The organism is Microbispora sp. H10885 (assembly GCF_014161415.1).
Lineage (GTDB): Bacteria > Actinomycetota > Actinomycetes > Streptosporangiales > Streptosporangiaceae > Microbispora > Microbispora triticiradicis.
Genome location: NZ_JABBWY010000012.1, coordinates 202642 through 227786 on the forward strand (window position 1 = coordinate 202642; position 25145 = coordinate 227786).

The following is a 25145-nucleotide window of genomic DNA, read 5'->3' on the forward strand; positions in this document are numbered from 1 at the left end:
CGGAGGCGGGATAGGTGACGTAGGTCGAAAATGTGTTGGTTGTATGTCGATGATCCGTAGCGTCTGGCGCGTATGCCCCCGGCCTGTGGAGCGTCGATATGATCCCCCCTCTTCGGCAGATGCTCGCTGTCACCGCTCGGAATCGGCAGGTGAAGCGACGAACACGGCTCAGGGCGGTGGTGACCGGCCTGGCCATGGTGGCGGCCCTGCTGGTGGTGCCGCCCGCGGTCGCCGCGCCGGTGGCCAAGGCGGCGCCGGCATCCCCGGCTCCGGTCTCCGAGCGTCCCGACGCGACGTCGGCGGCGCTGACGGCACGGTTGCAGAACTCTCCGGTCGAGGACCTGTCGGCGCGTACGGAGGACTCGACGACGGTCTATCTGCCGGACGGCTCGGCGAGGACGGAGATCTTCGCCGGTCCGGTGCGGGTGAAGCAGAACGGCGCCTGGACCCCGGTCGACACGACGCTGGTGGAGCGGAACGGCCATCTGGAACCGAAGGCGGCCGCGGCCGGGGCGCAGGTGGAGATCTCGGCCGGTGGCAGTGGCCCGCTGGCCGAGCTGGTCACGGGGTCGGGCAAGGACGAGCACCGGATCGGCGTGCGCTGGCCGACGCCCCTGGGCAGGCCGCAGGTCTCAGGCAACACCGCGACGTGGGCGAACATCGCGCCCGGCGCGGACCTGGTGGTGCAGGCGCAGCCGCGGGGGTTCGTGCACTACGTGGTGCTGAAGCAGAAGCCGACCGCGCCGGTGGAGATCCGGCTGCCGGTCGAGCTGGCCGGAGCCGATCTGTCCAAGGACTCCAGGAACCGGCTCAAGCTGGTCGACAACGCCGGCAAGGGCAAGGGTGACCTGGTCGCCGCGGCGCCGCCGCCGCACATGTGGGACGCGGCGGCGGCCGACTCACCGGACGCGGGTAAGCGGTCGGAGGTCGGCTCGGCGATCGAGAAGGGTTCCGACGGCCCGGTCCTGGTGCTGAAGCCGTCGATGGACTTCCTGAACGCGCCGGACGTGACGTACCCGGTGACGATCGACCCGTACATGCAGATGACGCTGCAGACGGACACGTTCGTCTCCGACGACTACCCCAACTCGGCGACGTCGGCGACGTGGTTGCACGTGGGCCGGTTCGGGTCGGGGACGAAGACCGCCCGCACGTACCTGCAGTTCAAGCTCGGCGGGCTGATCAGCAAGCACATCATGAACGCCGACCTGTACCTGTCGAACTACAAGGCCAACGCCTGCGGCGGGGTGGCCGCAGGGCTGGGCATCCGGGTCAAGCGGGTCACCTCCGCCTGGTCGTCGTCCACGCTGACGCAGTCGAACCACCCGACCTCGACCACGACCGGGATGGTGGACAACACCAGCCAGGCCTACGGGTACGACTCCAGCTGTCCCGAGCACGACATGCTGTGGTCGATCGAGGACATCGTGCAGTACTGGACCGACCACCCGACCGAGAACTACGGCCTGCAGGTCCGGGCGGTGTCGGAGACCCAGGCCACCAACTGGCGGATGTACCGCTCCTCCGAGAACACCGTCGGCGCGGACGGCCCGCGGCTGTCGATCCAGTGGAACTCCTACCCGACCGTCCCGCACCACCTGACCGTCAACCCCTCGGCGGGCGGCACGAACGGCGGCACGTTCGTCACCTCGCTCACTCCGACGCTGACCGGCATGGTCGGGGACGGTGAGTGGGACACCGAGACGATCAGCTTCTACCTGGAGCACGACCCGAGCTACCCGGCCGAGGGCACCGGCAGCGTGTGGACCGGCAGCGTGACCGGGATCCTGCAGGGCGAGCTGGGCACGGTGACCGTCCCGTCGGGCAAGCTGGTCGACGGCTACCACTACCGGTGGCGGGCCAGAGGCTACGACGGCACCGACTACTCCCGCGACTACTCCTCCTACCGGTACTTCACTGTCGACATGACCGCTCCGGCCGCGCCGACGATCTCCTGCCCTGACTACGCCTCGGGCGTCTGGACGGCGAAGGCGTCCGCTCCGGTGACCTGCACCCTCGACACCACCTCGGCCGACGGCGCGGGGTACTACTGGGGCCTGGACGACGCCTCGGCTCCGACTCTGGTAGAGGACAACGACGGCGGCGGCGACGCCAAGACGATCACGATCGACCCCGCCCAGGGCTGGCACACGCTGTCGGTCAAGGCCCGCGACATGGCGCTGCGCACCTCCACGGTGACCACCTACAGCTTCGGTGTGGGCGCCGGTGAGGTGACCGCGCCGCTGGCCGGCGACCGCACCCAGGCCGCCGTCACGCTGGGTTCCCACGCCGCACCCGGCGCCATCGGGGTCCGGTACGAATACAAGGCCGACGTCAGCGGCTCCGGAACGTGGGCGGCGATCCCGGCGGCGCACGTCACCGTGCCAGGCTCGGCGACCCCGATCTCCGGCTGGCCGTACACCACCGTGACCACCGGGACCAGCGCGGTCTTCGGCTCGCTGTACTGGGACGTCGCGGCGACGATGGCCGCGGCCGGCCGGGGTGACGGCCCGGTGCAGGTGCGCGCCTGCTTCGTCAAGACCTCCGGCGAGGCCTGTTCTGACGCACGCGAGTTCACCCTGGAGCGGACCGCCTTCGGCTCCTCCTACGCCACCCAGCAACTGGGCCCCGGCGAGGTTTCCCTGCTGACCGGCGACTACTCGGTCTCCGCCACCGACGTGTCGGCCTTCGGGTTGTCGGTCTCGCGCGGCCACACCACGCTCGCCCCGGCCACCACAACGGGGGCGGCAGGCGTGTTCGGCCCCGGCTGGACGGCGTCCTTCCCTGCCGGAGCCTCCAGCGTGTCGGGGATGCGGTTCGAGGACCACTCCGGCGCCGGGTACGTGCTGTTCACCGGTACCGACGGCGCGACCGAGACCTACACGGTCCAGCCCGACGGCATGTACAAGGGCATCTCCGACGCCTCCGACGGGTCCACGGTGACCAAGGACTCGGCCACCCAGTTCACCCACACGGACACGGCCGGGACGAAGACCGTCTTCAGCGCCTCCGGCAGCGCATGGACCGTCACGTCGATCGACGAGGCGGGCGCCGGAAACACCACCGCCTACACCTACGACGCCTCCGGACGGGTCAGCCGGATGCTCGCCCCCGTCCCCGCGGGGGTCACCTGCACCACACTGGTCGCCGGTTGCAAGACGCTCGACATCACCTACGCGGGAAGCACCACGGCGAGCGGCGTGTCCAGCGGCTGGGGCGACTACACCGGCCTCACCAAGTCCATCTCCTACACCGCCTACGACCCCGCCACCTCGGCGATGAAGACCACCACCGTCGCCACCTACGCCTACGACTCCACCGGCCACCTGCGCACGGTGACCGATCCCCGCACCACCCTGACCGTCACCTACTACTACGACGGAGCCGGCCGGGTCTCCCAGATCACCCCACCGGGGCTCAACCCCTGGCGGATCGACTACGACACCTCAGGCCGCCTGGCGGATGTCCAGCGCGAGGCCGGCACCACCGACATCGTCCAGGCCGTCTCCTACGGCGTGCCGATCAACTCACCTGTTGACGTCACCGGCGCCACCACCGCGACCTGGTCGCAGACCACCGACCTGCCTCGCACCGGCAGCGCGGTCTTTCCCTCCTGGCACGTGCCGCCACGGGCCGGCGACGGATCCTACGCCCCGGTGGCCGCCGACTACCCGTACGCCTCCCTGACGTACATGGACGTCAACGGCCGTGCGGTCAACACGGCGGCGTACGGCGCGGGCGCGTGGCAGGTCTCGGCGACGCGATACGACGACGATGGCAACGCCGTGTGGGACCTGAGCGCGGGCAACCGGACCGAGGCTTTGGCGCCCACATCCACCACGGACGCCTACGTGGCGGGGCGCGTCAGCAGCGCCGAGCGAGCCGACCTGCTGGCGGCCGTCACGGTGTACAACGACGACGGGGATGTCCTGACCAGTGACGGCCCCGCCCACCAGGTGATGCTCGCCGACGGCACGTTGGCGTCCGCCCGCCAGCACACCGCCTACACCTACGATGAGGGCAAGCCCGACCCGGACACCGACTACCACCTCGTGACGACCACAACCGTGGAGCCTCTGGTCGTGAACGGCGCAGGCACGGTCGCGGCGGCAGACATCCACATCGACAAGGTGGGCTACGGCCCAATAGTCTCCGGCGACCCCTCCGGCTGGGACCTCCGCCAGCCCACCAGCCAGAAGACCGTCGTCGCGGGCGGCACCGATACCGTCCGCAAGGTGCGGTACGACGATGCGGGGCGGGAGATCGAACGGCGTATGCCGTCATCGTCAGGCTCCGACGCGGGCACGACAACGACGACTCACTACACCGCCGCCGCCAACTCCTCGTACCCGTCGTGCGGCGGAAAGCCACAGTGGGCCGGACTGGTGTGCCGCACGGCCGCCGCGGCAAACCCCTCTGGCGGCGGGACCCTGCCCGTAACCACTGTCACCTATGGCTACTGGGGTCAGACCGCCCAGACCGTGGAGACGTCGGGGTCGGCGACCCGAACCTCGACGGTCACGGTCGACGCCGCAGGCCGTATGGCCACGACCAGCATGACCGAGACTGGTGCCGGCAGCACTCCACTGCCGGACGGAACATACACCTACGACAGCGCGACCGGCCTGCAGACCGGATCCACCGCGGGCGGGGTCTCGGTCACGACCGCCTATGACGCGCTGGGCCGGGTGTACTCGACCACGGACGCGGACGGCAACACCGCTGTCACCACGTACGACGCGACGGGCCGGGTCGCCACAGTGAACGACGGCAAGGGCACCTACACCTACACTTATGACGGCACCGACGCCGCCGGAAAGGCGGAGCGCCGCGGCGTCCCCACCGGCATCGCGGTCTCCGCTATTGGTTCGTTCACCGCCGCCTATGACGCCGGAGGCAACCTGATCAAGCAGGTGTACCCGAACGGCCTGACCGCCACCAGCACATGGGATGGCACCGGCAAGCAGACCGCGCTCACCTACGCCAAGTCGGGCGCGAACTGGCTGGCCTTCACCGCCATCCCCGACGCCGACGGCCGGACGGTGGAAGCGGCCGGGCCGAACGGCAGCCTGCAGCACTACACCTATGACACCGCCGGACGCCTGACCAAGGTCGCCGACACTTACAACCTGTCGTGCGAAACCCGCACCTATGGTTTCGATGTCGACAGCAACCGTACCTCTCAGCTGAGCTACCCAGCGGCCGACGACGGGTCGTGCTCCACGTCGACCACACCGACGACCGCAACGCATACCTTCGACTCGGCAGACCGGATCACCGACTCCGGGTACTCCTATGATGCCTTCGGCCGTACGACCGCGGTCCCGGCGGGGTCCGCGGCCAACGGCGCGGCGGTCACCGTGGGCTACTACGCGGGCGACATGGTCAGGACCCTCACCCAGGCGTCCACGACCAAGACCTTCACCCTCGACCCGCTCGGCCGCATCCGCCAGACCACGTCCTCGGCCGGCACCCAGACGAATCACTACACGGCCAGCGGCGACTCCCCGGCCTGGATCGCTGAGGCGAGCGGCAGCTGGACCCGCAACGTCACCGCCTTCACAGGTTTGGCGGCGACGCAGACCAGCGGCGGGACGCTCACGTTGCAGCTCACGAACTTGCACGGGGACGTGGTCGCGACCTGTGCCGATAGCAGTAGTGCCACCGGCGTGGACAGCTACGCCGAACAGACCGAATATGGTCTGGACCGCTCGGTCAACACGAGCGACCGCTACGAGTGGCTGGGAGGCGCTCAACGAGCCAGCGACACCGTGGCCGACATCGTCCTCATGGGCGTCCGTCTCTACAATCCGGCGACCGGGCGATTTCTGCAGACCGATCCTGTCGAGGGAGGCGGCGCCAACGCCTATTCCTATCCCACCGACCCGGTGAACGGTTATGACCTGGACGGTAACTGCTGGGGGGCTGATCACGGGTTGTACAGCTGGTCGTACTGCTATATGACCTATGCCGACCACCCTCTTCATCAGCTCACGTTCCATCACTTCAAGTTCTGGGGGGAGGCGGCCGCCGAATGGCAAGCACTGTGGAAGCTATTCAAACTCAGGAAATTCCTGCGGGACATAAAGGCGGTCATCGGAGCCGTCACAAGTGTCTTGAAGAACCCGCGCGCAGCGGCCCAGCGGCTACGGAGCCTTTTCACCGCGACTTGCTGGAACAACAGGTTCGCCATGGCGCATTGTCTGGTCGCCATGAAGCTGCCCTCAGATATCGCGACGAGTCTCGCCGACTACATAAATGCGATCAAATATTGGAACGAATATTCGGGGGCGTCGACTATGGGCGCCCGATGTGCGGCCGTCCGTAAATACATGGGAGGCCGCGGGCCGCTGGCGCAGAAGGTCTGCGTAGGATACTGACATCGTCCGGCCGCCAGTGCTCATCGTCCCGCTCGGCAGGGCGGTGCGATGGGCACTGGCCTTGCCTTTGGAAGTGACAATGGAGCCGAGTGCAACCCCTCGGGCGCCGATTTCCGCCCCTTGGTACTGGAGCCTGCTGCTATTCGCTGTCTCGATCGTCATACTGGCCGGCAACTGGGACTTCTGGACTGTGCGTATAGTGTTCGGCCTCACCGCCGCAGTCTTCCTCTGGGAGATGATGCTGGGGTTGGCTGATGCGGCCGGGATGAATGAGGTGTTCTCGCGGTTGAGGGGAACCGGGTTTCAGGCCGGTAGGCGACTTCGCGCCGCGGTGGCAGTGCTGGTTCTTCTGTCGGGCATGGCGGCGCTGTGGGTGGACATTCGCCACCAGCTGTCGTGGTACATGATCGTAATCAGCCTGTTCGGGCTCGCTTATCTGCTTTGGCTGCTGACCTCTCGGCGGGAATCGATAAAATGAATATTTTTCTGGCTATCATGACCGACTCGGCCGGCACTGGGGTGATAGGTGGAGGTGTAACCACTGCCCCTGCTAGAGGCGACTGGGGTCGCCGCTTCCGGATAAGGGGCAGTGTTTGGAATCCGACGATGAGTTTGCGCAATGGATCTCGCTGCTGAGAGAGGACGAGGCATTTGATGCCGAGGTGGATCGCCTCTGCGCGGAGGGCCGTTGTGTTCCAGTCATCGACTCGGTCTGAAGCCGGATATGCGAAACGGCGTCGGTGTGTGGATGTGCGGTTCCGGTCCGCATGAGGTCGCAAGAATAGGCAGAATAGAAGACGGCGAACTCCGCAAGCGCTGAGCCCTCGCCACGTTTCCCGTACGAGCGAGCGTGGTTCCACCCGGCTGACCGTCATGCCGACCACCTGTAGACGGAGGGGAACTGGACGATCTGGTCTGTCGCCTCGGCGGCGGCTGGTATCTGTGGACGGCGGACTGACCGCCTCCAGACGATCAGGAGCGAGTTCGGGCGGCCTCGACGAGGGCGTGGAACAAGGGGCCGTCCTCGTCGGCCTCGGGGTGCCACTGGACGGCGAGGGCGAACGCCGCGCCGGTGACCTCGACGGCCTCGACCGTGCCGTCGTCCGAGCGGGCGGTGACCTCCAGGCCGTCGGCCAGGCGGTCGATCGCCTGGTGGTGGTAGTGCGCGGGGGCCAGCTCCTCGTCGCCGTAGACCTTGGCCAGTGACGGCGCGAGCCGTACGGGGAGGCGGCCGAAGACTCCGGGGGCGGGGGAGTGGCCGGTGTGGTCCACGACCGCGGGAAGGTGCTGGTGGAGGGTGCCGCCGAGCGCCACGTTGAGCACCTGGAGGCCCCGGCAGATGCCCAGGAACGGCAGCCCGGCCGCCAGCGCGGCGCTCATCAGCCCGAACTCGGCGTCGTCACGAAATTTCCGGATGTAGCCGGTCTGCTCGGCCGGGACGGCCCCGTACCGGGCGGGTTCGATGTCGCCCCCGCCCGCGATGATCAGCCCGTCGAGACGGCCGGTCAGCGCGGCGGGCTCCCCGGCGGGCGGCAGGATGACCGGCTGCCCGCCCGCCCGCACGATGTGGTCGACGTACATGTACGGCAGCAGCGCCGCGGGCATGTCCCACACGGTGAACCTCGCCGGCTCCACGTAGCAGGTGACGCCGATGACCGGACGGGACATGCCCTGCCTCCCCCTTCGTCTGACGAAACGCTTCCGCCCGGCCCCGAGCCCCTACAGCGGAGTGACGTACGCGCCGGAGATGCCGCCGTCGACCAGGAACTCCGAGGCGGTGATGAACGACGCGTCGTCGGAGGCGAGGAACGCGACCGCCGCGGCGATCTCCTCGGCCCGCGCGAAGCGCCCGATCGGCACGTGGACGAGGCGGCGCTGGGCGCGCTCGGGGTCCTTGGCGAACAGTTCCCGCAGCAGCGGGGTGTCCACCGGCCCGGGGCACAGCGCGTTCACCCGGATGCCCTCGCGGGCGAACTGGACGCCCAGTTCGCGGCTCATCGCGAGCACCCCGCCCTTGGACGCGGTGTAGGAGATCTGCGAGGTGGCCGAGCCCATCACCGCGACGAACGACGCGGTGTTGATGATCGAGCCCCTGCCCTGCCTCCGCATGTACGGGATCACGTGCTTGCAGCACAGGTACACGCTGGTGAGGTTGACCTCCTGCACCCGCCGCCACGCGTCGATCCCGGTCTCCAGGATCGAGTCGTCGTCGGGCGGGGAGATGCCCGCGTTGTTGAACGCGATGTCGACGGCGCCGAACTCCTCGGACGCGGTCCGGTACATCCGGGCCACGTCCTCCTCGTTCGCCACGTCCACCCGGACGAACAGGCCGCCCACCTCGTCGGCGGCCTTGGCGCCGGCCGTCTCGTCGAGGTCGGCGACCACGACCTTCGCGCCCTCCTCGGCGAACCGGCGGGCCGTGGCCAGCCCGATGCCGCTGCCCGCCCCGGTGATGACGGCGACGCGGTCCTGCAAACGCTGCATTGATCTACTCCGTGGAGATGAAGACGTTCTTGGTCTCGGTGAACGCGGACAGGGCGTCGGGGCCGAGCTCGCGGCCCAGGCCCGACTGCTTGAAGCCGCCGAAGGGGGTCCAGTAGCGGACGCTGGAGTGCGAGTTGACCGAAAGGTTGCCCGCCTCGACGGCCCGGGCCACGCGCAGCGCCCGGCCCACGTCGCGGGTCCAGATCGACCCCGACAGGCCGTACGCCGTGTCGTTGGCGATCCGCACCGCGTCGGCCTCGTCCTCGAACGGCACGACGGCGACCACCGGGCCGAAGATCTCCTCGGTGAAGGCCCGCCGGAAGGACTCCGAGGACGACCCGGCGAGCACCGTGGGCGGGAACCAGTAGCCCGGCCCGCTCGGGCACGACCCCCGCGCGTACACGTCCGACTCGGTGACGAACGAGGCGACCCGCTCCCGGTGCTCGGCGCTGATCAGCGGGCCCATCTGCGACGCCGGGTCGCCCGGGTCCCCGACCTTCACCTCGCGTACGGCCTCGGTGAGCCGCGCGAGGAAGTCGTCGTGGACGGAACGCTGCACGAGGATGCGCGACCGGGCGCAGCAGTCCTGGCCGGAGTTGTCGAACACCGCCGTCGGGGCCGACTCCGCCGCCCTGGCGAGGTCGGAGTCGGCGAAGACGATGTTGGCGCTCTTGCCGCCGAGCTCCAGCGTGACCCGCTTGACCTGCTCGGCGGCCTTGGCTCCGATGAGTTTCCCGACCTCGGTCGACCCGGTGAACACGATCTTCCGTACGTCCGGGTGCTCCACCAGCCGGGCTCCCGCGACCTCCCCTTCACCCGGGACGACCTGGAGCACGCCCTCGGGCAGTCCGGCCTCCAGGGCGAGCTCGGCCAGCCGCAGCGCGGTCAGCGGGGTCCACTCGGCGGGCTTCACGATAACCGTGTTGCCGGCGGCCAGGGCCGGGGCCACCCCCCAGGTCATGATGACCATCGGGAAGTTCCACGGCACGATGATCCCGACCACGCCCAGCGGCTCGGCGAACGTGACGTCCACCCCGCCCGGCACCGGGATCTGCCTGCCGTGGTCGCGCTCGGGCGCGCCCGCGTAGAAGTCGAGCACGTCGCGGACGTTGCCCGCCTCCCAGCGCGCGTTGCCGGCCGTGTGCCCCGCGCCGGTGATCTCCAGCCGTGCGAGCTCCTCGGCGCGCTCGTCCACGATCCGCGCGAAGCGGCGCAGCAGCCGCGCCCGGTCGCCCGGCGCGACCGCCCGCCAGGCGGGGAACGCGGCACGCGCTCTTTCGACGGCGCGGTCCACCTCGGCGGCGTCCGCCATCTCGACCTCGGCGATCACTTCCTCGGTCGCCGGATTGACTATCTTCACAGCCGCTCGAACCCCCGATAGAGCTCCCAGTCGGTGACCGCCGCGTCGAAGGCGGCCAGTTCGACCCTCGCGTTGTTGGCGTAGTGCTCGACCACGTCCTTGCCGAACGCCTCCTCGGCGATGCGCGACCCCTCCCAGAGGGCCAGGGCGTCGCGGAGGGTGGCCGGCACCCGCTCGGCCGGGGAGTCGTAGGCGTTCCCGCCGAACGGCTCCTCCAGATCGAGCCCGGTGTCGACGCCGCGCAACCCGGCCGCGATCATCGCCGCGACCGCGAGGTACGGATTCACGTCGCCGCCCGGCACCCGGTTCTCCACCCGCAACGAGGGCCCGTGGCCGACCAGCCGCATCGAGCAGGTGCGGTTGTCCACCCCCCATTTCACGGCCGTGGGCGCGAAGCTGCCGGGCACGAAGCGCTTGTAGGAGTTGACATTGGGGGCGTAGGCGAGCGTGAGCTCGCGCAGCCCCGCGAGCTGGCCGGCCACGAACCGCCGCCCGGTCTCCGACAGCCCGTACGGCTCGTCGCCCGCCATGATCGGCCTGCCGTCGGCGTCCCGCAGCGAGAGGTGGATGTGGCAGGAGTTGCCCTCGCGCTGGTTCGGCTTGGCCATGAAGGTGATCGACCTGCCCTCCTGGGCGGCGATCTCCTTGGCGCCGTTCTTGTAGAACACGTGGTTGTCGCAGGTGGTGAGCGCGTCGGCGTAGCGGAAGGCGATCTCGTGCTGGCCCAGGTTGCACTCGCCCTTGGCGGACTCGACGTACAGCCCGGCGCCCTCCATGCCGAGCCTGATCCTGCGCAGCAGCGGCTCGATGCGGGAGGTGCCGAGCAGCGAGTAGTCGACGTTGTAGAGGTTGGCCGGGGTCAGGTCGCGGTAGCCCCGCTGCCAGGCCTGCTCGTAGCTGTCGTCGTAGACGACGAACTCCAGCTCGGTGCCGACCTGGGCGGTCCAGCCGCGTTCGGCGAGCCGGGCGAGCTGGCGGCGCAGGATCTGCCGGGGAGAGGCCACGACGTCCGAGCCGTCCTCCCACACCAGGTCGGCCAGCAGGAGCACGGTGCCCTCGTGCCACGGCACCCGGCGCAGCGTCGACAGGTCGGGCCGCATCACGAAGTCGCCGTAGCCGCGCTCCCAGGACGACATGGCGTAACCGTCCACGGTGTTCATGTCGACGTCCACGGCGAGCAGGTAGTTGCACCCCTCCGCGGCGTGGTCCAGCACCTCCTCCAGGAAGTAGCGCGCGGACAGCCGCTTGCCCTGCAGTCGTCCCTGCATGTCGGTGACGGCGAGCAGGACCGTGTCGACCCGGCCCGCCTCGACATCGTCGCGAAGTCGTTCCACGGCGAGCACGACGCCTCCCGTCCAAATGTCTAGAATCAGACCATTGAAGGCATGCAAGCACCCTGCTCCCCTCGTCGTCAACAACACGCGGGACTAACCTCGATCGTGTGGCGGGCCGTCGCCGTGCGGAGGACCCGGTGGACACGCCGCTGTTCACGCGGGACGCGCGGGGGATACGGCGGGACGCGCGGGCACGGCGTGTCAGGGCGGAGAAGGGGCGGAGGGACGGCGAGGCATGGACAGCACCCCGGCGCGGGCGCCTGCTCCCGACCCCCGACCTGCCCCCAATCCCCGCCCCGCTCCCGACCCCCGGCCCGCCGCTGAGCCGCGCGCGGCCTCCGCGCCGAGAGCGGCCGTACGGCAGCGTGCCGGGACCGCGGACAGGGCAGCGGACGGCGCGCTCACGGGCGGGGTGTCGCTGCTGCGGCCGGTGCGGGCGGGCAACGCGTTCGAGGAGACCGTCGAGCGCCTGCTCCAGGCCATCAAGTTGGGTGTCGTCGCGCACGGGGAGAAGCTGCCGCCGGAGCGGGAGCTCGCGAACCGGCTCGGCATCAGCCGGGTCACCCTTCGTGAGGCGATCCGCGCCCTGCAGGAAGCCGGTTACCTCGACGTACGGCGCGGCAGGTACGGCGGCGCGTTCGTCGTCTACCGCCCGCCGCGCCCCCGCAAGGGCGACCTGCGCAGAGCGCTCACCCGGATGGGCGAGGACGAGCTCGAAGACGCCCTGACGTTCCGGATGGCCGTGGAGTGCGGGGCGGCCCGGGTACTCGCGACGACCGAGCTGACCCCGGACCGGCGGGAGACCCTGAAGGCCCGGCTGGCCGGGGTGAACGACGCCGCCCCGGCCGACTACCGCCGCAGGGACATCGCCTTCCACCTCGCCATCGGGGAGCTCACCGGCTCCCCGCTGCTGGCCGCCGCGTGCGCGGACGCCCGGCTGCGGGTCACCGACCTGCTCGACGCGATCCCCGTGCTGGGCCCGAACATCGAGCACGCGGCGGTGCAGCACGCCGCCATCGCCGCCGCGATCCTGGACGGCGACCCCGAGGCGGCGGGCCGGGCGGTGGCCGAGCACCTGGAGGGGACGGCCGCGCTGCTGCGCGGCTTCCTCGCCTGAGCCCCGCGTGAGCGCCGCCTGGGACCGCGTGAGCACTGCCCGAGCACCGCGTGAGCACTGCCCGAGCACCGCGTGAGCACTGCCCGAGCACCGCCGGGTCCGGCGCGCACCGCATGACCGTTGCCTGACCACTGCGAGGCGGGCCGTAGCATCGGGGACCAGGGGATGGATAGCCGTATGGCCGACTGGTTTCGCGAACGCGTCGTCGACACGCACCGTTTGCCGTTGTTCTGCTTCTTCGTGGCGCTGATCACGGCGTTCCTGTGCACGCGGGTCAACGTCCGGCTGATCAGGGCCAGGACGCGGTGGTTCGGCAACGTCAGCGTCGGCGAGATGCACATCCACCACGTGGTCTTCGGGGTGGTGCTCACCCTGCTCGGCGGGGTGGCCGGGCTGGTCCTGTCGGGCGTCTCCCAGGGGTGGTACTCGTTCAGTTCGGCCGTCTTCGGCGTGGGCGCGGCCCTCGTGCTCGACGAGTTCGCGCTGATCCTGCACCTGCGGGACGTCTACTGGCAGGAGGAGGGCCGCACCTCGGTCGACGCGGTCTTCGTGGCGATCGCCGCCACCGGCCTGCTCCTGTTCGGGCTGCACCCGCTCGGCTGGGACGGCGGAACCGCCCCCGCCTTCCTCGTGGTCAACCTCGTCTTCGCCGTGATCACCCTGCTCAAGGGGAAGATCTGGAGCGGCCTGCTGGGGCTGTTCGTGCCGCCGTCGCTGTACGTGGGGGCGGTGCGGGTGGCCCGCCCCGGCTCGCCGTGGGCCCGCTGGTTCTACTCGGAGCGGGCGCGGCGGCCCCGGCCCCGCCTCATGGCCAAGGCGATCCATCGGGAGGAGCGCTGGCGCCGGCCGGTCATCCGGGTGAAGATCGCCATTCAGGAGTTCGTCTCCGGCCGCCACGACCTTCCCGCGCCCGCGTCGCCCGTACGGCGCCACCGGCGGCGGGCGGTGGCCCCGCGTCCCCGGCGGGGAGCGGAGCGGGCCGGGCGGGGGGCGGAGCGGGCTGGGCGGCACTGGCGGTCGGGCCGCCCACGGGCCCGCTGAGCGTCCGGGAACCCCTTGAGCGCCTGGAACCCTGTGCGTCCGGGAACGTCCGCTGATCGGACGAAAAGAATTTCGTCGGATTCTGTGGGTATTTCAGCTTATGTACAAGCTGGCGGGGGGCGGGAGGGTCGGCATGGAGTCTCGCGGGCGATTCGTGTTCCGGAAAATGGCGGCGCAACTCAAACAGGAGGCGGCGTTGCTCACCGGCGACCGCCTGATGGCCGCCGAGGCGCGCACCGAGGAGGCCGAGGCCTCCCTGTGCCTCACCTGGTACGAGATCATGGACACCATCAGGGACATCCGGCTGCTCTACGGCGTAGGAGGCTGAGGGGTCGCTCGCCGGCGCGGCCCGAGGTCACGGGCCGTGCGCCGGCCAGAGACGCGGAATCTCCGCGCGCACCGGCCTTTCCGGTGCGTTAGGGTCCCCGGAAGATCGCACGGTGGGCTCTCGCGGAGGAGATTGCGGTGGCGACGGACGGCGACGACGACGGTTCACCCGCTCCGCCACGCAAGGCGTCACTGGGGGACCGGGCCGCCTGGCGGGTGCTGCTCGACCAAGTCCGGCCTCATCGGCGGACGCTCCTGCTGGGCGGCCTGCTCAGCCTCGCCGGCAGCCTCGCCGGGCTCGCGATGCCGCTGATGGCCAAGCGGGTGATCGACGCGTTCGGCGCGGGCGGCACGATGACCGGCCCGGTGCTCGGCCTCTCGGCCGCGGTCATGGCGGGCGCGCTGGTCGCGGCGGCGGGGCGCTTCCTCCTCGAACGCATGGGCGAGACCATCGTGCTCGCCTCGCGCCGGACCCTGGTGGACCGCATCCTGCGGCTCAGGGTGCCCGAGGTGGACCGGCTCAGCCCCGGCGACCTGCTGTCGCGCGTCGGCTCCGACACCACCCTGCTGCGGGCAGTCTGCACGGACGCGCTGGCATCGCTGGTCGGAGGCGCGTTCACGTTCCTCGGCGCGGCGGTGATGATGGCGATCATGGACGGCCTGCTGCTCGGGGTCACCCTGGCCGTCGTCGCCCTGGTCGCGGTCATGGGCGTGGTGATCGCCCCGCGCATCCGGCGGGCCTCGCTGCGGGCCCAGGAGGCGCTGGGCGAGATGGGCTCGATGCTCGACCGGGCGCTTCAGGCGTTCCGTACGGTCAAGGCCAGCGGCGCGGAGGCCCGCGAGACCGCGGTGGTGACCGCGGCGGCCACCGAGGCACGCGACCGCGGGGTGGCCGCCGCCGGGTGGACGTCGCTGGCCGGGGTCGGCGCGTGGACGTCCATCCAGCTCGCCTTCCTCGCGGTGCTGGGAGTGGGCGGCGCCCGGGTCGCGTCGGGGGAGATGGAGATCTCCGCGCTGATCGCGTTCCTCATGTACCTGTTCTACCTGGTCTCCCCGATCGGGCAGATCATCCAGAGCCTCACCCAGATGCAGAACGGCCTGGCCGCGGTCACCCGCATCCAGGAGATCGCCCTGCTGCCCGCGGAGCCGGTCGCCGCGCCCGCCCCGGCGGCGGGCGGCGCGCCCGTCGGGGTCACGTTCACGGACGTCGTCTTCCGGTACGACGAGGACCGGCCGGTCGTGCACCACGGCGTGACCTTCGAGGTGCCGGCGGGCGGCATGACCGCGCTGGTGGGCCCCTCCGGCGCGGGCAAGTCGACGGTGTTCGGCCTCATCGAGCGGTTCTACGAGGCCCGCGAGGGCACCGTCGCGGTCGGCGGGCGCGACATCCGCGACTGGCCGCTCGGCGAGCTGCGGGCCATGCTCGGGTACGTCGAGCAGGACGCCCCCGTTCTCGCCGGGACGCTGCGGGAGAACCTGGTCTTCGGCGCGCCGGAGGCGACCGGCGAGGAGATCGCCCGCGCCCTGGCCCGCACCCGCCTCGACGACCTGGTCGAGCGGCTGCCCGAGGGGCTGGATACGCCGGTCGGCCACCGCGGGGTCCTGCTGTCGGGCGGGGAGCGGCAGCGGGTGGCCATCGCCAGGGCGCTGCTGCGCCGGCCGAGGCTGCTGCTGCTCGACGAGGCGACGTCGCAGCTCGACGCCGTCAACGAGTTGCGCCTGCGGGAGGTCGTGGCGGAGGTGGCGCGGGAGACGACGGTCCTGGTGATCGCCCACCGCCTGTCCACGGTGACCGGAGCCGACCGGATCGTGGTGATGGAGGCCGGGCGTGTGCGGGCCTGGGGCACCCACGACGAGCTCGTCGCGGCCGACGCGCTCTACCGGGAGCTCGCCGCCACGCAGTTCCTCGTGGCGACCTGACCGGCGACCGGCGGGCCCACGCCGACGGGCCGCCGGACGGGCTCTGATGGGCGATCGGATGGGCGATCGGACGGGTGATGGGGAACCGTGAGCAGCCCTTACACCTGACCACAGCTTCTTTCGACCGGGAGCCGGGAAGGCAGGAGGTGCGTTACCTCTCCTTCACCACCGCCCCGGACGCCGGGGGCAACGCGCGTGCGGGCGCGCCCGGCGGCCGGGCCGGAGGCGGGACGCCCCGGTCAGTGGGCCGGGGCGTCCCGCCACGTTCCAGCGCGGTCCACCGGAAACGCGGGCCGGGCCGGCGTGCGCGGGGCGGGACGGCGGCGACCCGGCGTGGCGACCTAAGGTAGTGCTCCATGCGACCCACGGCTTTGATCACCGGCGCCTCGCGCGGTATCGGCGCGGCGATCGCCCGCGCCCTCGCCCCCACGTACGACCTGCTGCTCGGCGGCCGGGACGGCACGGCGCTCGACGCGATGTGCCAGGAGCTGCCCGGGTCCCGTCCCTGGGCGGTGGAGCTCACCGACCTGACCCCCGCCGAGGTGGAGGGGGTGGAACGGCTCGACCTGCTGGTGCACAGCGCGGGGATCGTCAGGCTCGGTCACCTCGCCGACACGCCGGCCGAGGTGTGGCGCCGGACGTTGGAGGTCAACGTCGTCGCGGTCGCCGAGCTGACCCGGCTGCTGCTGCCCGCCCTCCGGGCGGCCCGGGGGCACGTCGTGCTGATCAACTCCGGCGCGGGGCAACGGGCCAACCCCAACTGGGGCTCCTACGCCGCGAGCAAGTTCGCCCTCCGCGCGTACGGCGACGTGCTGCGCGAGGAGGAGCACGCGAACGGCGTGCGGGTCACCTCGATCTTCCCCGGCCGGGTGGCCACGGACATGCAAAGGGACGTGCGCGAGCAGGAGGGTGAGCCGTACGAGCCGGGAAGGTATCTGGAGGCGGAGTCGGTGGCGCGCGCCGTGCTGACCGCGGTGACGGCCACCCCGGACGCGCATGTCACCGAGATCACCGTGCGGCCTGCGGCGGGACCGACCCGCTGACGGCCCGTCGGACCGGCCGTGGCGCCAGCCACGCCGCCCAGCTGGAGGACCGGTGCACGTGACTTACTGGTGCGAGATGGCGTGGCTGCCGCCCGGCGAGGTCGTGGAGAGCGTCGCGGTGGCGATCGAGGGCTCCCGCATCGGGGACGTCCGGCCGGGTGTGCCGCCCCCGCCGGGAGCCGAGCGGCTGGCCGGGCTGACCCTGCCCGGCCTGGCCAACTGCCACTCGCACGCCTTCCATCGTGCCCTGCGCGGCCACACCCAGACCGGCCGGGGCGACTTCTGGAGCTGGCGGGAGCGGATGTACGCGGTCGCCGAGACGCTCGACCCTGACCGCTACCTCGCGCTGGCCACCGCGACGTACGCGGAGATGGCGCTCGCCGGGATCACCGCCGTGGCCGAGTTCCACTACCTGCACCACGGCCCCGGGGGCACGCCGTACGCGGACCCGAACGCGATGGGCGAGGCGCTGGTCGAGGCGGCCAGGCGGGCCGGTCTGCGCATCGCCCTGCTGGACGCCTGTTACCTGACCGGCGGCATCGGCGACGCGCTCACCGGTGCCCAGGTGCGGTTCGGCGACGGGGACGCCGAGCGCTGGGCGGCCAGGGCCGACACCCTGGCGCGGGCGCACGAGGGGGCGCGGGACGTGGAGATCGGCGCGGCCATCCACTCCGTGCGCGCGGTGCCTCCCGAGCAGATGCACGTCGTCGTCGACTTCGCCCACCGGCACACCGGCCCGCTGCACGTCCACGTGTCCGAGCAGCGGGCCGAGAACGAGGCGTGCGTGGAGGCGTACGCGGCGACACCGGTGCAGGTGCTGCACGACCACGGCGCGCTCGGGCCGCGCTCGACCGCGGTGCACGCCACCCACCTGTCCGACGTGGACGTGGCGCTGCTGGGCGGTTCCACCAGCCACGTGTGCATGTGCCCCACCACCGAGCGGGACCTCGCCGACGGCGTGGGCCCCGCCCGCCGGCTCCTGGACGCCGGCTCGCCCGTCACGCTGGGCAGCGACAGCCAGGCGGTCATCGACCTGTTCGAGGAGGCGCGGGCGGTGGAGCTGGACGAGCGGCTGGTCACGGGGGAGCGCGGCCACTGGCCGCCCGCCGACCTCCTGCACGCCGCGACCGCCGCCGGGCAGGCGTCCCTGGGCTTCCCCGACGCGGGGTGCCTGGTGCCCGGCGCGTGGGCCGACCTCGTCTCCGTACGGCTCGACTCGGTCCGCACGGCGGGGGCGACGAGGGCGTCGGCGGCGGCGTCGGTGGTCTTCGCGGCGACGGCCGCCGACGTGCACTCGGTGGTGTCCGGCGGGCGGCGCGTCGTGACGGACGGGCGGCACGTCCTCGGCGACGCGGGCGCGCTGCTGCGCGAGGCGCTCGCCCCGCTCGTCCCCTGACCGGCGCCGCGGCCGGTCCGGGGCGCGCGGGCGCCGTGCTCGGCCCCGAATAGGGGATTCCAGGCGGGCCCGGCGGGTTTGCGCGGCGCGGGGCCTGGCGAGGATCAGGAGACGTGTGGCCGAGCGACGCGACTTCCACGGTGTTCACCGAGATCGGACTGCTGTTCACGGGAGATCCCGAACGAGAGGAGATCCGGGACGCCGCGCTGGTCGCGGAGAAGGGGGTGGTCCGCTGGATCGGGCCCACGGCCGGAGCACCGCCCGCCGACGAGCGGGTCGGCGTCGAGGGACGCGCCGTCATCCCGGGGTTCGTCGACAGCCACGCCCATCTGGTGTTCGCGGGCGACCGCACCGCGGAGTTCGCCGCGCGGATGGCGGGCCGGCCCTACACGGCGGGCGGAATCCGCGCCACCGTCGCCGCGACCCGGGCGGCCACCATCCCCGAGCTCGTCTCCACGACCGCGCTGCTGGTCTCGGAGATGACGATGCAGGGCACGACGACCTTCGAGATCAAGAGCGGGTACGGCCTCACCGTCGAGGACGAGCGGCGCAGCCTGGAGATCGCCCGGCAGTTCACCGAGGAGACCACGTTCCTGGGCGCGCACGTCGTCCCGCCGGAGACCACCGCCGACGAGTACGTCGAGCTGGTGACCGGCCCGATGCTGGAGGCGTGCGCGCCGTACGCCAGGTGGGTGGACGTGTTCTGCGAGCGCGGCGCGTTCGGCGAGGAGCACGCGAGGCGGGTGCTCGCGGCGGGCCGCGATTCCGGGCTCCAGGTCAGGGTGCACGCCAACCAGCTGGGGGAGGGGCCGGGCGTGCGGCTGGCCTGTGAGATGGGGGCGGCGTCGGCCGACCACTGCACCTTCCTCGGTGACGCCGATGTGGACGCGCTCGCGTCCTCCGGGGTGGTCGCCACGCTGCTGCCGGGAGCGGAGTTCTCCACCAGGTCGCCGTACCCCGACGCGCGGCGGCTGCTCGACGCGGGGGTCGCCGTGGCGCTGGCCACCGACTGCAACCCGGGGTCGTCGTTCACCACGTCGATGCCGTTCTGCATCGCCCTGGCCGTCCGGGAGATGGGCATGACGCCGCTGGAGGCCGTACGGGCGGCCACCCGCGGGGGCGCGCGGGCGCTGCGGCGCACCGACGTCGGCACCCTGTGCGTGGGCGGCCGCGCGGACCTCGTCATCCTGGAGGCGCCCTCGTACGTCCACCTGGCGTACCGGCCCGGCGTGCCGCTGGTGGCACAGGTGTGGCGAGGGGGACGCCGCCTTGTTTAGACCCGGGACACCTGGGTAAACGGCTTTTTTCCCGGCCCCGCATCCTCCTTGGGGAGGAACTGGAAACCATTCCCCGGTCGTATTCATTTGGGGAATCTTTGCCATGGACCGGCCGTTGACCGGGTCAGGAGCAGGAAGCCGGGGGCCACGCCGAACGGGGCGGACGTGTCCGGTCACCGGCTCACATATTGCATATCGTGGCGGCGGAACGAGGTGCCATCGTATGGCGACGGGGAATCGGACGCAGGAGCAGCAGATCGCTGACCGGGATCTGCTGGGGACGTATCTGGCCGAGATCGGCCGCGTTCCGTTGCTGACCGCGGACCAGGAGGTCGAGCTCGCCAAGCGGATCGAGGCGGGGTTGTTCGCCGAGCAGTTGCTCGACGGCGGGAGGGCCGAGCCCAAGATCGCGGACGCGACCGACGAGGAGCTCGAGCGTCTCGCCGTTTCGGGGCGGCGGGCGAAGGACGAGTTCATCCAGGCCAACCTGCGTCTGGTGGTCGCCGTGGCGAGGAAGTACTCGGGGCGGGGGATGCCCCTGATCGACCTGGTTCAGGAGGGCAACCTCGGGCTGGTCCGGGCGGTGGAGAAGTTCGACTACCGCCGGGGGTACAAGTTCTCGACCTACGCCACCTGGTGGATCCGGCAGTCGGTCGGCCGTTCCATCCACGAGCAGGCGCGGCCGGTGCGGCTGCCCACCCACGCGGGCGAGCAGATGACCCGGCTCATGCGGGTCCGCAGGGACATGCTGGCCGAGTTCGACGCAGAGCCGACCGACGCCGACCTCGCCGAGGTGCTCGACCTGCCGATCGAGCGTGTGCAGGAGCTGCGCCGCTGGGCGTCCGACCCCGTCTCGCTCCAGCTCGGGGTGGGCGACGAGGACGAGACCGAGCTGGGCGACATGATCGCCGACGAGACCTGGGCCGACCCTGAGCAGCAGGCCATGGCCACGCTGGAGAAGGAGCGCCTGGAGCAGTGGCTGACCGGCCTGGAGGGCCAGATCCGCGACATGCTCCGCTGGCGGTACGGCCTGGTGGACGGCCGCGAGCACACCCTCACCGAGGTGGGGGAGCGTTACGGCATCGGCCGTGACCGCGCCCGGCGCATCGAGCGCGACGCGCTGACGCGGCTGCGGAAGATGGCCAGCGCCGCCTGACGACCCGGCCGTACCGGGGTTCACCCGGCGGGTGGCCCGGGCGGCCCCTGAAGCGGTTGGGTGAACCCCGGCGGCACCCGTGGCGGCCGGCGTGCCGCCCACGACGACGCGCACCCCCAGGGGTGCGCGTTTTGTCGTTCTCAGCACGTCCGAAACTTGGCCGAAACACGGGATGGGCGAGTTTCACACATGTGAAACACGCATGGTCATGAGCTGAAACGGCGGAAGAACACGCTTTCGCCAACGTCAGTGAGCCAGCCGGCCGAGGAAGCCCGGGACGACGCCACTGAGGGAGTGATAACCGGCCACACGCCAAATGTAAGGAGGGCCGCGTCGGTGAAGATCGATACCGGTACCACCGCCTGGATGATCACAGCGACCGCACTGGTGCTGTTGATGACGCCCGGGCTCGCGTTCTTCTACGGGGGCATGACCAGGGCGAAGAGCGTCCTGAACATGATGATGATGTCGTTCGTCAGCATCATCACCGTCACCCTGACCTGGGTCCTGTACGGCCACTCGCTGGCCTTTGACGCCTTCGGTGACGGGGACAACGTCATCAACAAGCTCATCGGCGGCGGGGACGCCCTGGGTCTGCAGAGCCTCATCGACACGGCCACCAAGGACGACGGCACCGGCATGCCGAACCTGGTGTTCTCGGCCTTCCAGCTCACCTTCGCGATCATCACCGTCGCCCTCATCAGCGGCGCCATCGCCGACCGGGCCAAGTTCGGCGCGTGGGTGGTCTTCGGCATCGCCTGGGCGACGCTGGTCTACTTCCCGGTCGCGCACTGGGTCTGGGGCGGCGGCTGGCTGGCCGGTCTCGGTATCGAGGACTTCGCGGGCGGCACCGTCGTCCACGTGAACGCCGGAGCCGCGGGCCTCGCGCTCGCGTTCGTGCTCGGCAAGCGGACCGGCTGGCGCAAGGACCCCATGCGCCCGCACAACCTCACCCTGGTCCTGCTCGGCGTGGGCCTGCTGTGGTTCGGCTGGTTCGGCTTCAACGCGGGCTCCGAGCTCGCCGTCGACGGCACCGCCGGTCTCGCGTTCATGAACACCCAGGTCGCCACGGCCGCCGCGGCCGGCGCCTGGATCCTCGTGGAGAAGCTGCGCGACGGCCACTCCACCACCCTCGGCGTCGCCTCCGGCGCCGTCGCCGGTCTGGTCGCCATCACCCCCGCCTGTGGTTTCGTCGACCCGTGGGCGGCGCTCGTGCTCGGCCTCCTGGCCGGCGCGGTCTGCGCGTACGCCGTGGGCCTGAAGTACCGCTTCGGCTTCGACGACTCGCTCGACGTGGTCGGCGTCCACCTGGTCGGCGGCGCGATCGGCGCGGTCTCCCTCGGTCTCATCGCCCGCTACCCCTTCGCCGACGGCCAGAACCAGGGCCTCATCTACGGCGGCCCGATCTCGCAGCTCGGCGTCCAGGCGCTCGGCCCTGTCGCGGTGGGCCTCTACTCCTTCATCATGGCCTATGTGATCGGGAAGATCATCGACAAGACGATGGGCTTCCGGATCGAGCAGGAGGACGAGGTCACCGGCATCGACATCACCACCCACGCCGAGACCGGGTACGACCTCGGCACCGTCCACTCCTCGGGAGTGGCCTCCGTCAACGGGCCCGTTTCCGCGGCACAGGCGAAGAAGGTCGACGCATGAAACTCATCACCGCAGTCATCAAGCCGTTCAAACTGGACGACGTGAAGGCCGCCCTGGAGCAGTTCGGCATCAAGGGAATGACGGTCTCGGAGGCCAGCGGCTACGGCCGCCAGCGTGGCCACACCGAGGTCTACCGGGGCGCCGAGTACCAGGTCGACCTCGTGCCCAAGGTCCGGGTCGAGGTCCTGGCCGAGGAGGACGACGCCGAGGACGTCATCGACGTCATCGTCAAGGCGGCGCAGACCGGGAAGATCGGCGACGGCAAGGTCTGGTCGGTTCCCGTGGACACGGTCATCCGGGTCCGCACCGGGGAGCGCGGACCGGAGGCGCTGTAACCGGATGATGAGAGGGGAGGCGCGCTCGTTCGCCGCGACCCGCAAGGACCGGGCCGCGGACATCGACAGATGGCTCACCGATCTGTTCCGCACGGCGGCCACCCGGCCGTACGCGCGGGAGGAGGGATCGGGAGGGAAGGGCGGCCTCCCCGACGAGCGAGGCCCCGCCGCTCCCACCGGGATCAGCGGCGTGGCCCTGGTCGCGGTGGGCAGCCTGGGCCGGGGCGAACTCGCCCCCGGCAGCGACCTGGACCTCGTCCTGCTCCACAACGGCCGCGACGACGTGGCGAGGATCGCCGACCGCATCTGGTACCCCATCTGGGACTCGGGGATCGGTCTCGACCACTCCGTCCGCACCGTGGACGAGGCGGTGAAGGTCGCGAGGGAGGACCTCAAGGCCGTGCTCGGGCTGATCCAGGCGCGGCACGTGGTGGGCGATCCCGAACTGACCCGGTCCGCCCGGGAGGCGGTGCTCGTGGAGTGGCGGGCCGACTCCCGGCGCAGGCTGGCCGAGCTGCGGGCGTCGGCGGACAAACGCGCCGAGACCGGCGGCGAGCTGGCCTTCCTCCTCGAACCCGACCTCAAGGACGCCAGGGGCGGCCTGCGTGACGTGCAGGCGATGCAGGCCGTGGCCGCCGCCTGGGTGGCCTCGGCTCCCGGCCCCCGCGTCCGCGAGGCGTACGAACTGCTGCTGGACATCAGGCACGGGCTGCACCTGGTCACCGCCCGGGGAACCGACCGCCTGGTGCTCCAGGAGCAGGACGCGGTCGCCGGGACGCTGGGCATGCTCGACGCCGAGGCGCTAATGCGCCGCCTGGCGGAGGCCGGCCGCACCATCTCCCACGCGTTCGACGCCACCTGGCGCACCGTCGACCGGCTGCTGACCGGTCCCGCGCCGCGCGGACGGCGGCCGCTCGCGGACGGCGTCGTCGAACACGGCGGCGAGGTCGTGCTGGCCCGCGGCGTCACCCCGCGCTCCGACCCCACGCTCGTGCTGCGGGCCGCGGCGGCCGCCGCCGAGGCGGGGCTGCCGATGGCGCCGGCGACGGTCAACGCGCTCGCCGCCCAGTCGCCTCCGCTGCCCGTGCCGTGGCCCCCGGAGGCCCGCGGCGCGCTGGTGGCGCTGCTCGGCGCTGGCCGCGCCGCCGTACCGGTCTGGGAGGAGCTCGACCAGGCCGGCGTGCTCGTCAAGCTGATCCCCGACTGGGAGCGCGTGCGGCACCGTCCCCAGCGCAACCCGGTCCACCGGTACACCGTGGACCGGCACCTCATCGAGACCGCGGCCGGAGCCGCCGCCTTCACCCGCGAGGTGTCCCGCCCGGACCTGCTGCTGATCTCGGCGCTGCTGCACGACATCGGCAAGGGCTGGCCGGGCGACCACTCGACCACCGGTGAGATCGTCGCCCGGGACATCGGCACCCGGATGGGCCTGCCGCAGGCGGACGTGGAGATCCTCGCCACAGTGGTGCGGCACCACCTGCTGCTGCCCGAGACCGCCACCCGGCGGGACCTCGACGACCCGGTGACCATCTCCCGGGTGGCCGAGGCGATCGGCTCCCGGGAGGTCCTCGAACTGCTGGCCGCGCTCGCCGTGGCCGACGGCACCGCGACCGGCCCGGCCGCGTGGAACTCCTGGAAGGCGTCCCTGGTCTCCGACCTGGTCAGGCGGGTGAGGTCGGTGCTGTCCGGCACCCCGCCGGCGCCGGCGCCCGCGTTGTCGGCCGAGCAGGCGGCGCTCGCCCGGCACGGCGGCGGAGCGGTGCGGGTCAACGGCAGCGCGGTCACCGTGGTCGCGCCCGACCGGCCGGGCCTGCTGTGGCGGGCGGCCGGGGTGCTCGCGGCGCACCGGATGGCGGTGCGCGCCGCCTCCGCCGCGTCCGCCGGGTCGACCGCCGTCATCGAGTTCGTCGTCGTCCCCGAGTACGGCTCGCCGCCGGATCCGGCGACGCTGGAGGCCGATCTGCGCCTCGTCCTGGCCGGGCGGCTCGACATCGAGCAGCGCCTGGCCCGGCGGGCGAGGTCCATGCGCCCTTCCCGGGTGCCGGTGGCGCCGCCGCGCGTCACGCTACTTGACGACGCGTCCAACACGGCGAGTGTGGTGGAGGTGAGAGCGCACGACAGGCCTGGTCTGCTGTGGCGTATCGGCCGTGCCTTCGGCGAGTGCGGACTTGACGTACGGGCCGCGCGTGTGGAGACTCTGGGCGCAGAAGCGGTGGATGTCTTCTATGTGGCGGATCGTACGGGCCGCCCCATTGTGGACGAACAGCAGCGGATCCAGGTGCGTGAGCACGTCCTCGCGGCCCTCAGGTGATAAGGGTC

Annotated in this window: 17 protein-coding genes; 13 read left to right on the forward strand and 4 right to left on the reverse strand. The window is 71.3% G+C overall.

Going from position 1 to position 25145, the window contains the following annotated elements:
- Positions 1–149: 149 nt before the first annotated feature.
- Positions 150–6380 carry a DNRLRE domain-containing protein gene (locus HHX37_RS29535; protein WP_182887551.1) on the forward strand — a complete coding sequence of 2077 codons (6231 nt, stop codon included), beginning with the start codon at positions 150–152 and terminating at the stop codon, positions 6378–6380.
- A gap of 16 nt (positions 6381–6396) precedes the next feature.
- Entirely contained in the window at positions 6397–6858 is a 462-nt protein-coding gene (locus HHX37_RS29540) for a hypothetical protein (RefSeq protein ID WP_182887552.1), read from the forward strand.
- Between the two features lie 494 nt (positions 6859–7352).
- On the opposite strand, the gene HHX37_RS29545 is transcribed toward HHX37_RS29540, so the two are convergent.
- The 4 genes from HHX37_RS29545 to HHX37_RS29560 are packed head-to-tail and all read right to left on the reverse strand — an operon-like array spanning position 7353 to position 11558.
- Positions 7353–8048, reverse strand: a complete 696-nt coding sequence (locus HHX37_RS29545; RefSeq protein WP_182887553.1) for a gamma-glutamyl-gamma-aminobutyrate hydrolase family protein — start codon at positions 8046–8048, stop codon at positions 7353–7355.
- Positions 8049–8099: 51 nt separating this feature from the next.
- Complete coding sequence (locus HHX37_RS29550) at positions 8100–8864, reverse strand: 3-oxoacyl-ACP reductase (protein WP_182882753.1); 765 nt, start codon at positions 8862–8864, stop codon at positions 8100–8102.
- A 4-nt stretch (positions 8865–8868) separates the two neighbouring features.
- Positions 8869–10176 carry an aldehyde dehydrogenase family protein gene (locus HHX37_RS29555; protein ID WP_259406866.1) on the reverse strand — a complete coding sequence of 436 codons (1308 nt, stop codon included), beginning with the start codon at positions 10174–10176 and terminating at the stop codon, positions 8869–8871.
- Positions 10177–10220: 44 nt separating this feature from the next.
- Positions 10221–11558: a glutamine synthetase family protein gene (locus HHX37_RS29560; RefSeq protein WP_182887607.1), complete on the reverse strand. Its 1338-nt coding sequence runs from the start codon at positions 11556–11558 to the stop codon at positions 10221–10223.
- Between the two features lie 235 nt (positions 11559–11793).
- On the opposite strand from HHX37_RS29560, the gene HHX37_RS29565 reads away from it, so the two are divergent.
- From HHX37_RS29565 to HHX37_RS29615, 11 genes are all read left to right on the forward strand, one after another.
- Complete coding sequence (locus HHX37_RS29565; RefSeq protein WP_182887555.1) at positions 11794–12675, forward strand: FadR/GntR family transcriptional regulator; 882 nt, start codon at positions 11794–11796, stop codon at positions 12673–12675.
- Between the two features lie 177 nt (positions 12676–12852).
- Complete coding sequence (locus HHX37_RS29570; protein WP_259403939.1) at positions 12853–13716, forward strand: hypothetical protein; 864 nt, start codon at positions 12853–12855, stop codon at positions 13714–13716.
- Between the two features lie 166 nt (positions 13717–13882).
- Entirely contained in the window at positions 13883–14044 is a 162-nt protein-coding gene (locus tag HHX37_RS29575) for a hypothetical protein (protein ID WP_165900921.1), read from the forward strand.
- Positions 14045–14181: 137 nt separating this feature from the next.
- Positions 14182–15963: an ABC transporter ATP-binding protein gene (locus HHX37_RS29580; protein ID WP_310740591.1), complete on the forward strand. Its 1782-nt coding sequence runs from the start codon at positions 14182–14184 to the stop codon at positions 15961–15963.
- 356 nt (positions 15964–16319) lie between these two features.
- Positions 16320–17006: an SDR family oxidoreductase gene (locus HHX37_RS29585; RefSeq protein WP_182887556.1), complete on the forward strand. Its 687-nt coding sequence runs from the start codon at positions 16320–16322 to the stop codon at positions 17004–17006.
- 52 nt (positions 17007–17058) lie between these two features.
- Positions 17059–18402, forward strand: coding sequence for a formimidoylglutamate deiminase (locus HHX37_RS29590; RefSeq protein ID WP_310740592.1), 1344 nt, complete (start codon positions 17059–17061; stop codon positions 18400–18402).
- A 140-nt stretch (positions 18403–18542) separates the two neighbouring features.
- Positions 18543–19679: an imidazolonepropionase gene (gene hutI, locus HHX37_RS29595; RefSeq protein ID WP_310740593.1), complete on the forward strand. Its 1137-nt coding sequence runs from the start codon at positions 18543–18545 to the stop codon at positions 19677–19679.
- Between the two features lie 223 nt (positions 19680–19902).
- Positions 19903–20835 carry a sigma-70 family RNA polymerase sigma factor gene (locus tag HHX37_RS29600; RefSeq protein WP_111699521.1) on the forward strand — a complete coding sequence of 311 codons (933 nt, stop codon included), beginning with the start codon at positions 19903–19905 and terminating at the stop codon, positions 20833–20835.
- 366 nt (positions 20836–21201) lie between these two features.
- Positions 21202–22491 carry an ammonium transporter gene (locus tag HHX37_RS29605; protein ID WP_220499591.1) on the forward strand — a complete coding sequence of 430 codons (1290 nt, stop codon included), beginning with the start codon at positions 21202–21204 and terminating at the stop codon, positions 22489–22491.
- Positions 22488–22826 (forward strand): P-II family nitrogen regulator, encoded by a 339-nt coding sequence (locus HHX37_RS29610; protein WP_111699519.1) that lies wholly within the window; start codon positions 22488–22490, stop codon positions 22824–22826. The genes HHX37_RS29605 and HHX37_RS29610 overlap by 4 nt, the downstream gene beginning before the upstream one ends.
- 4 nt (positions 22827–22830) lie before the next feature.
- Positions 22831–25137 (forward strand): [protein-PII] uridylyltransferase, encoded by a 2307-nt coding sequence (locus HHX37_RS29615; RefSeq protein ID WP_244460385.1) that lies wholly within the window; start codon positions 22831–22833, stop codon positions 25135–25137.
- Positions 25138–25145 lie beyond the last annotated feature (8 nt).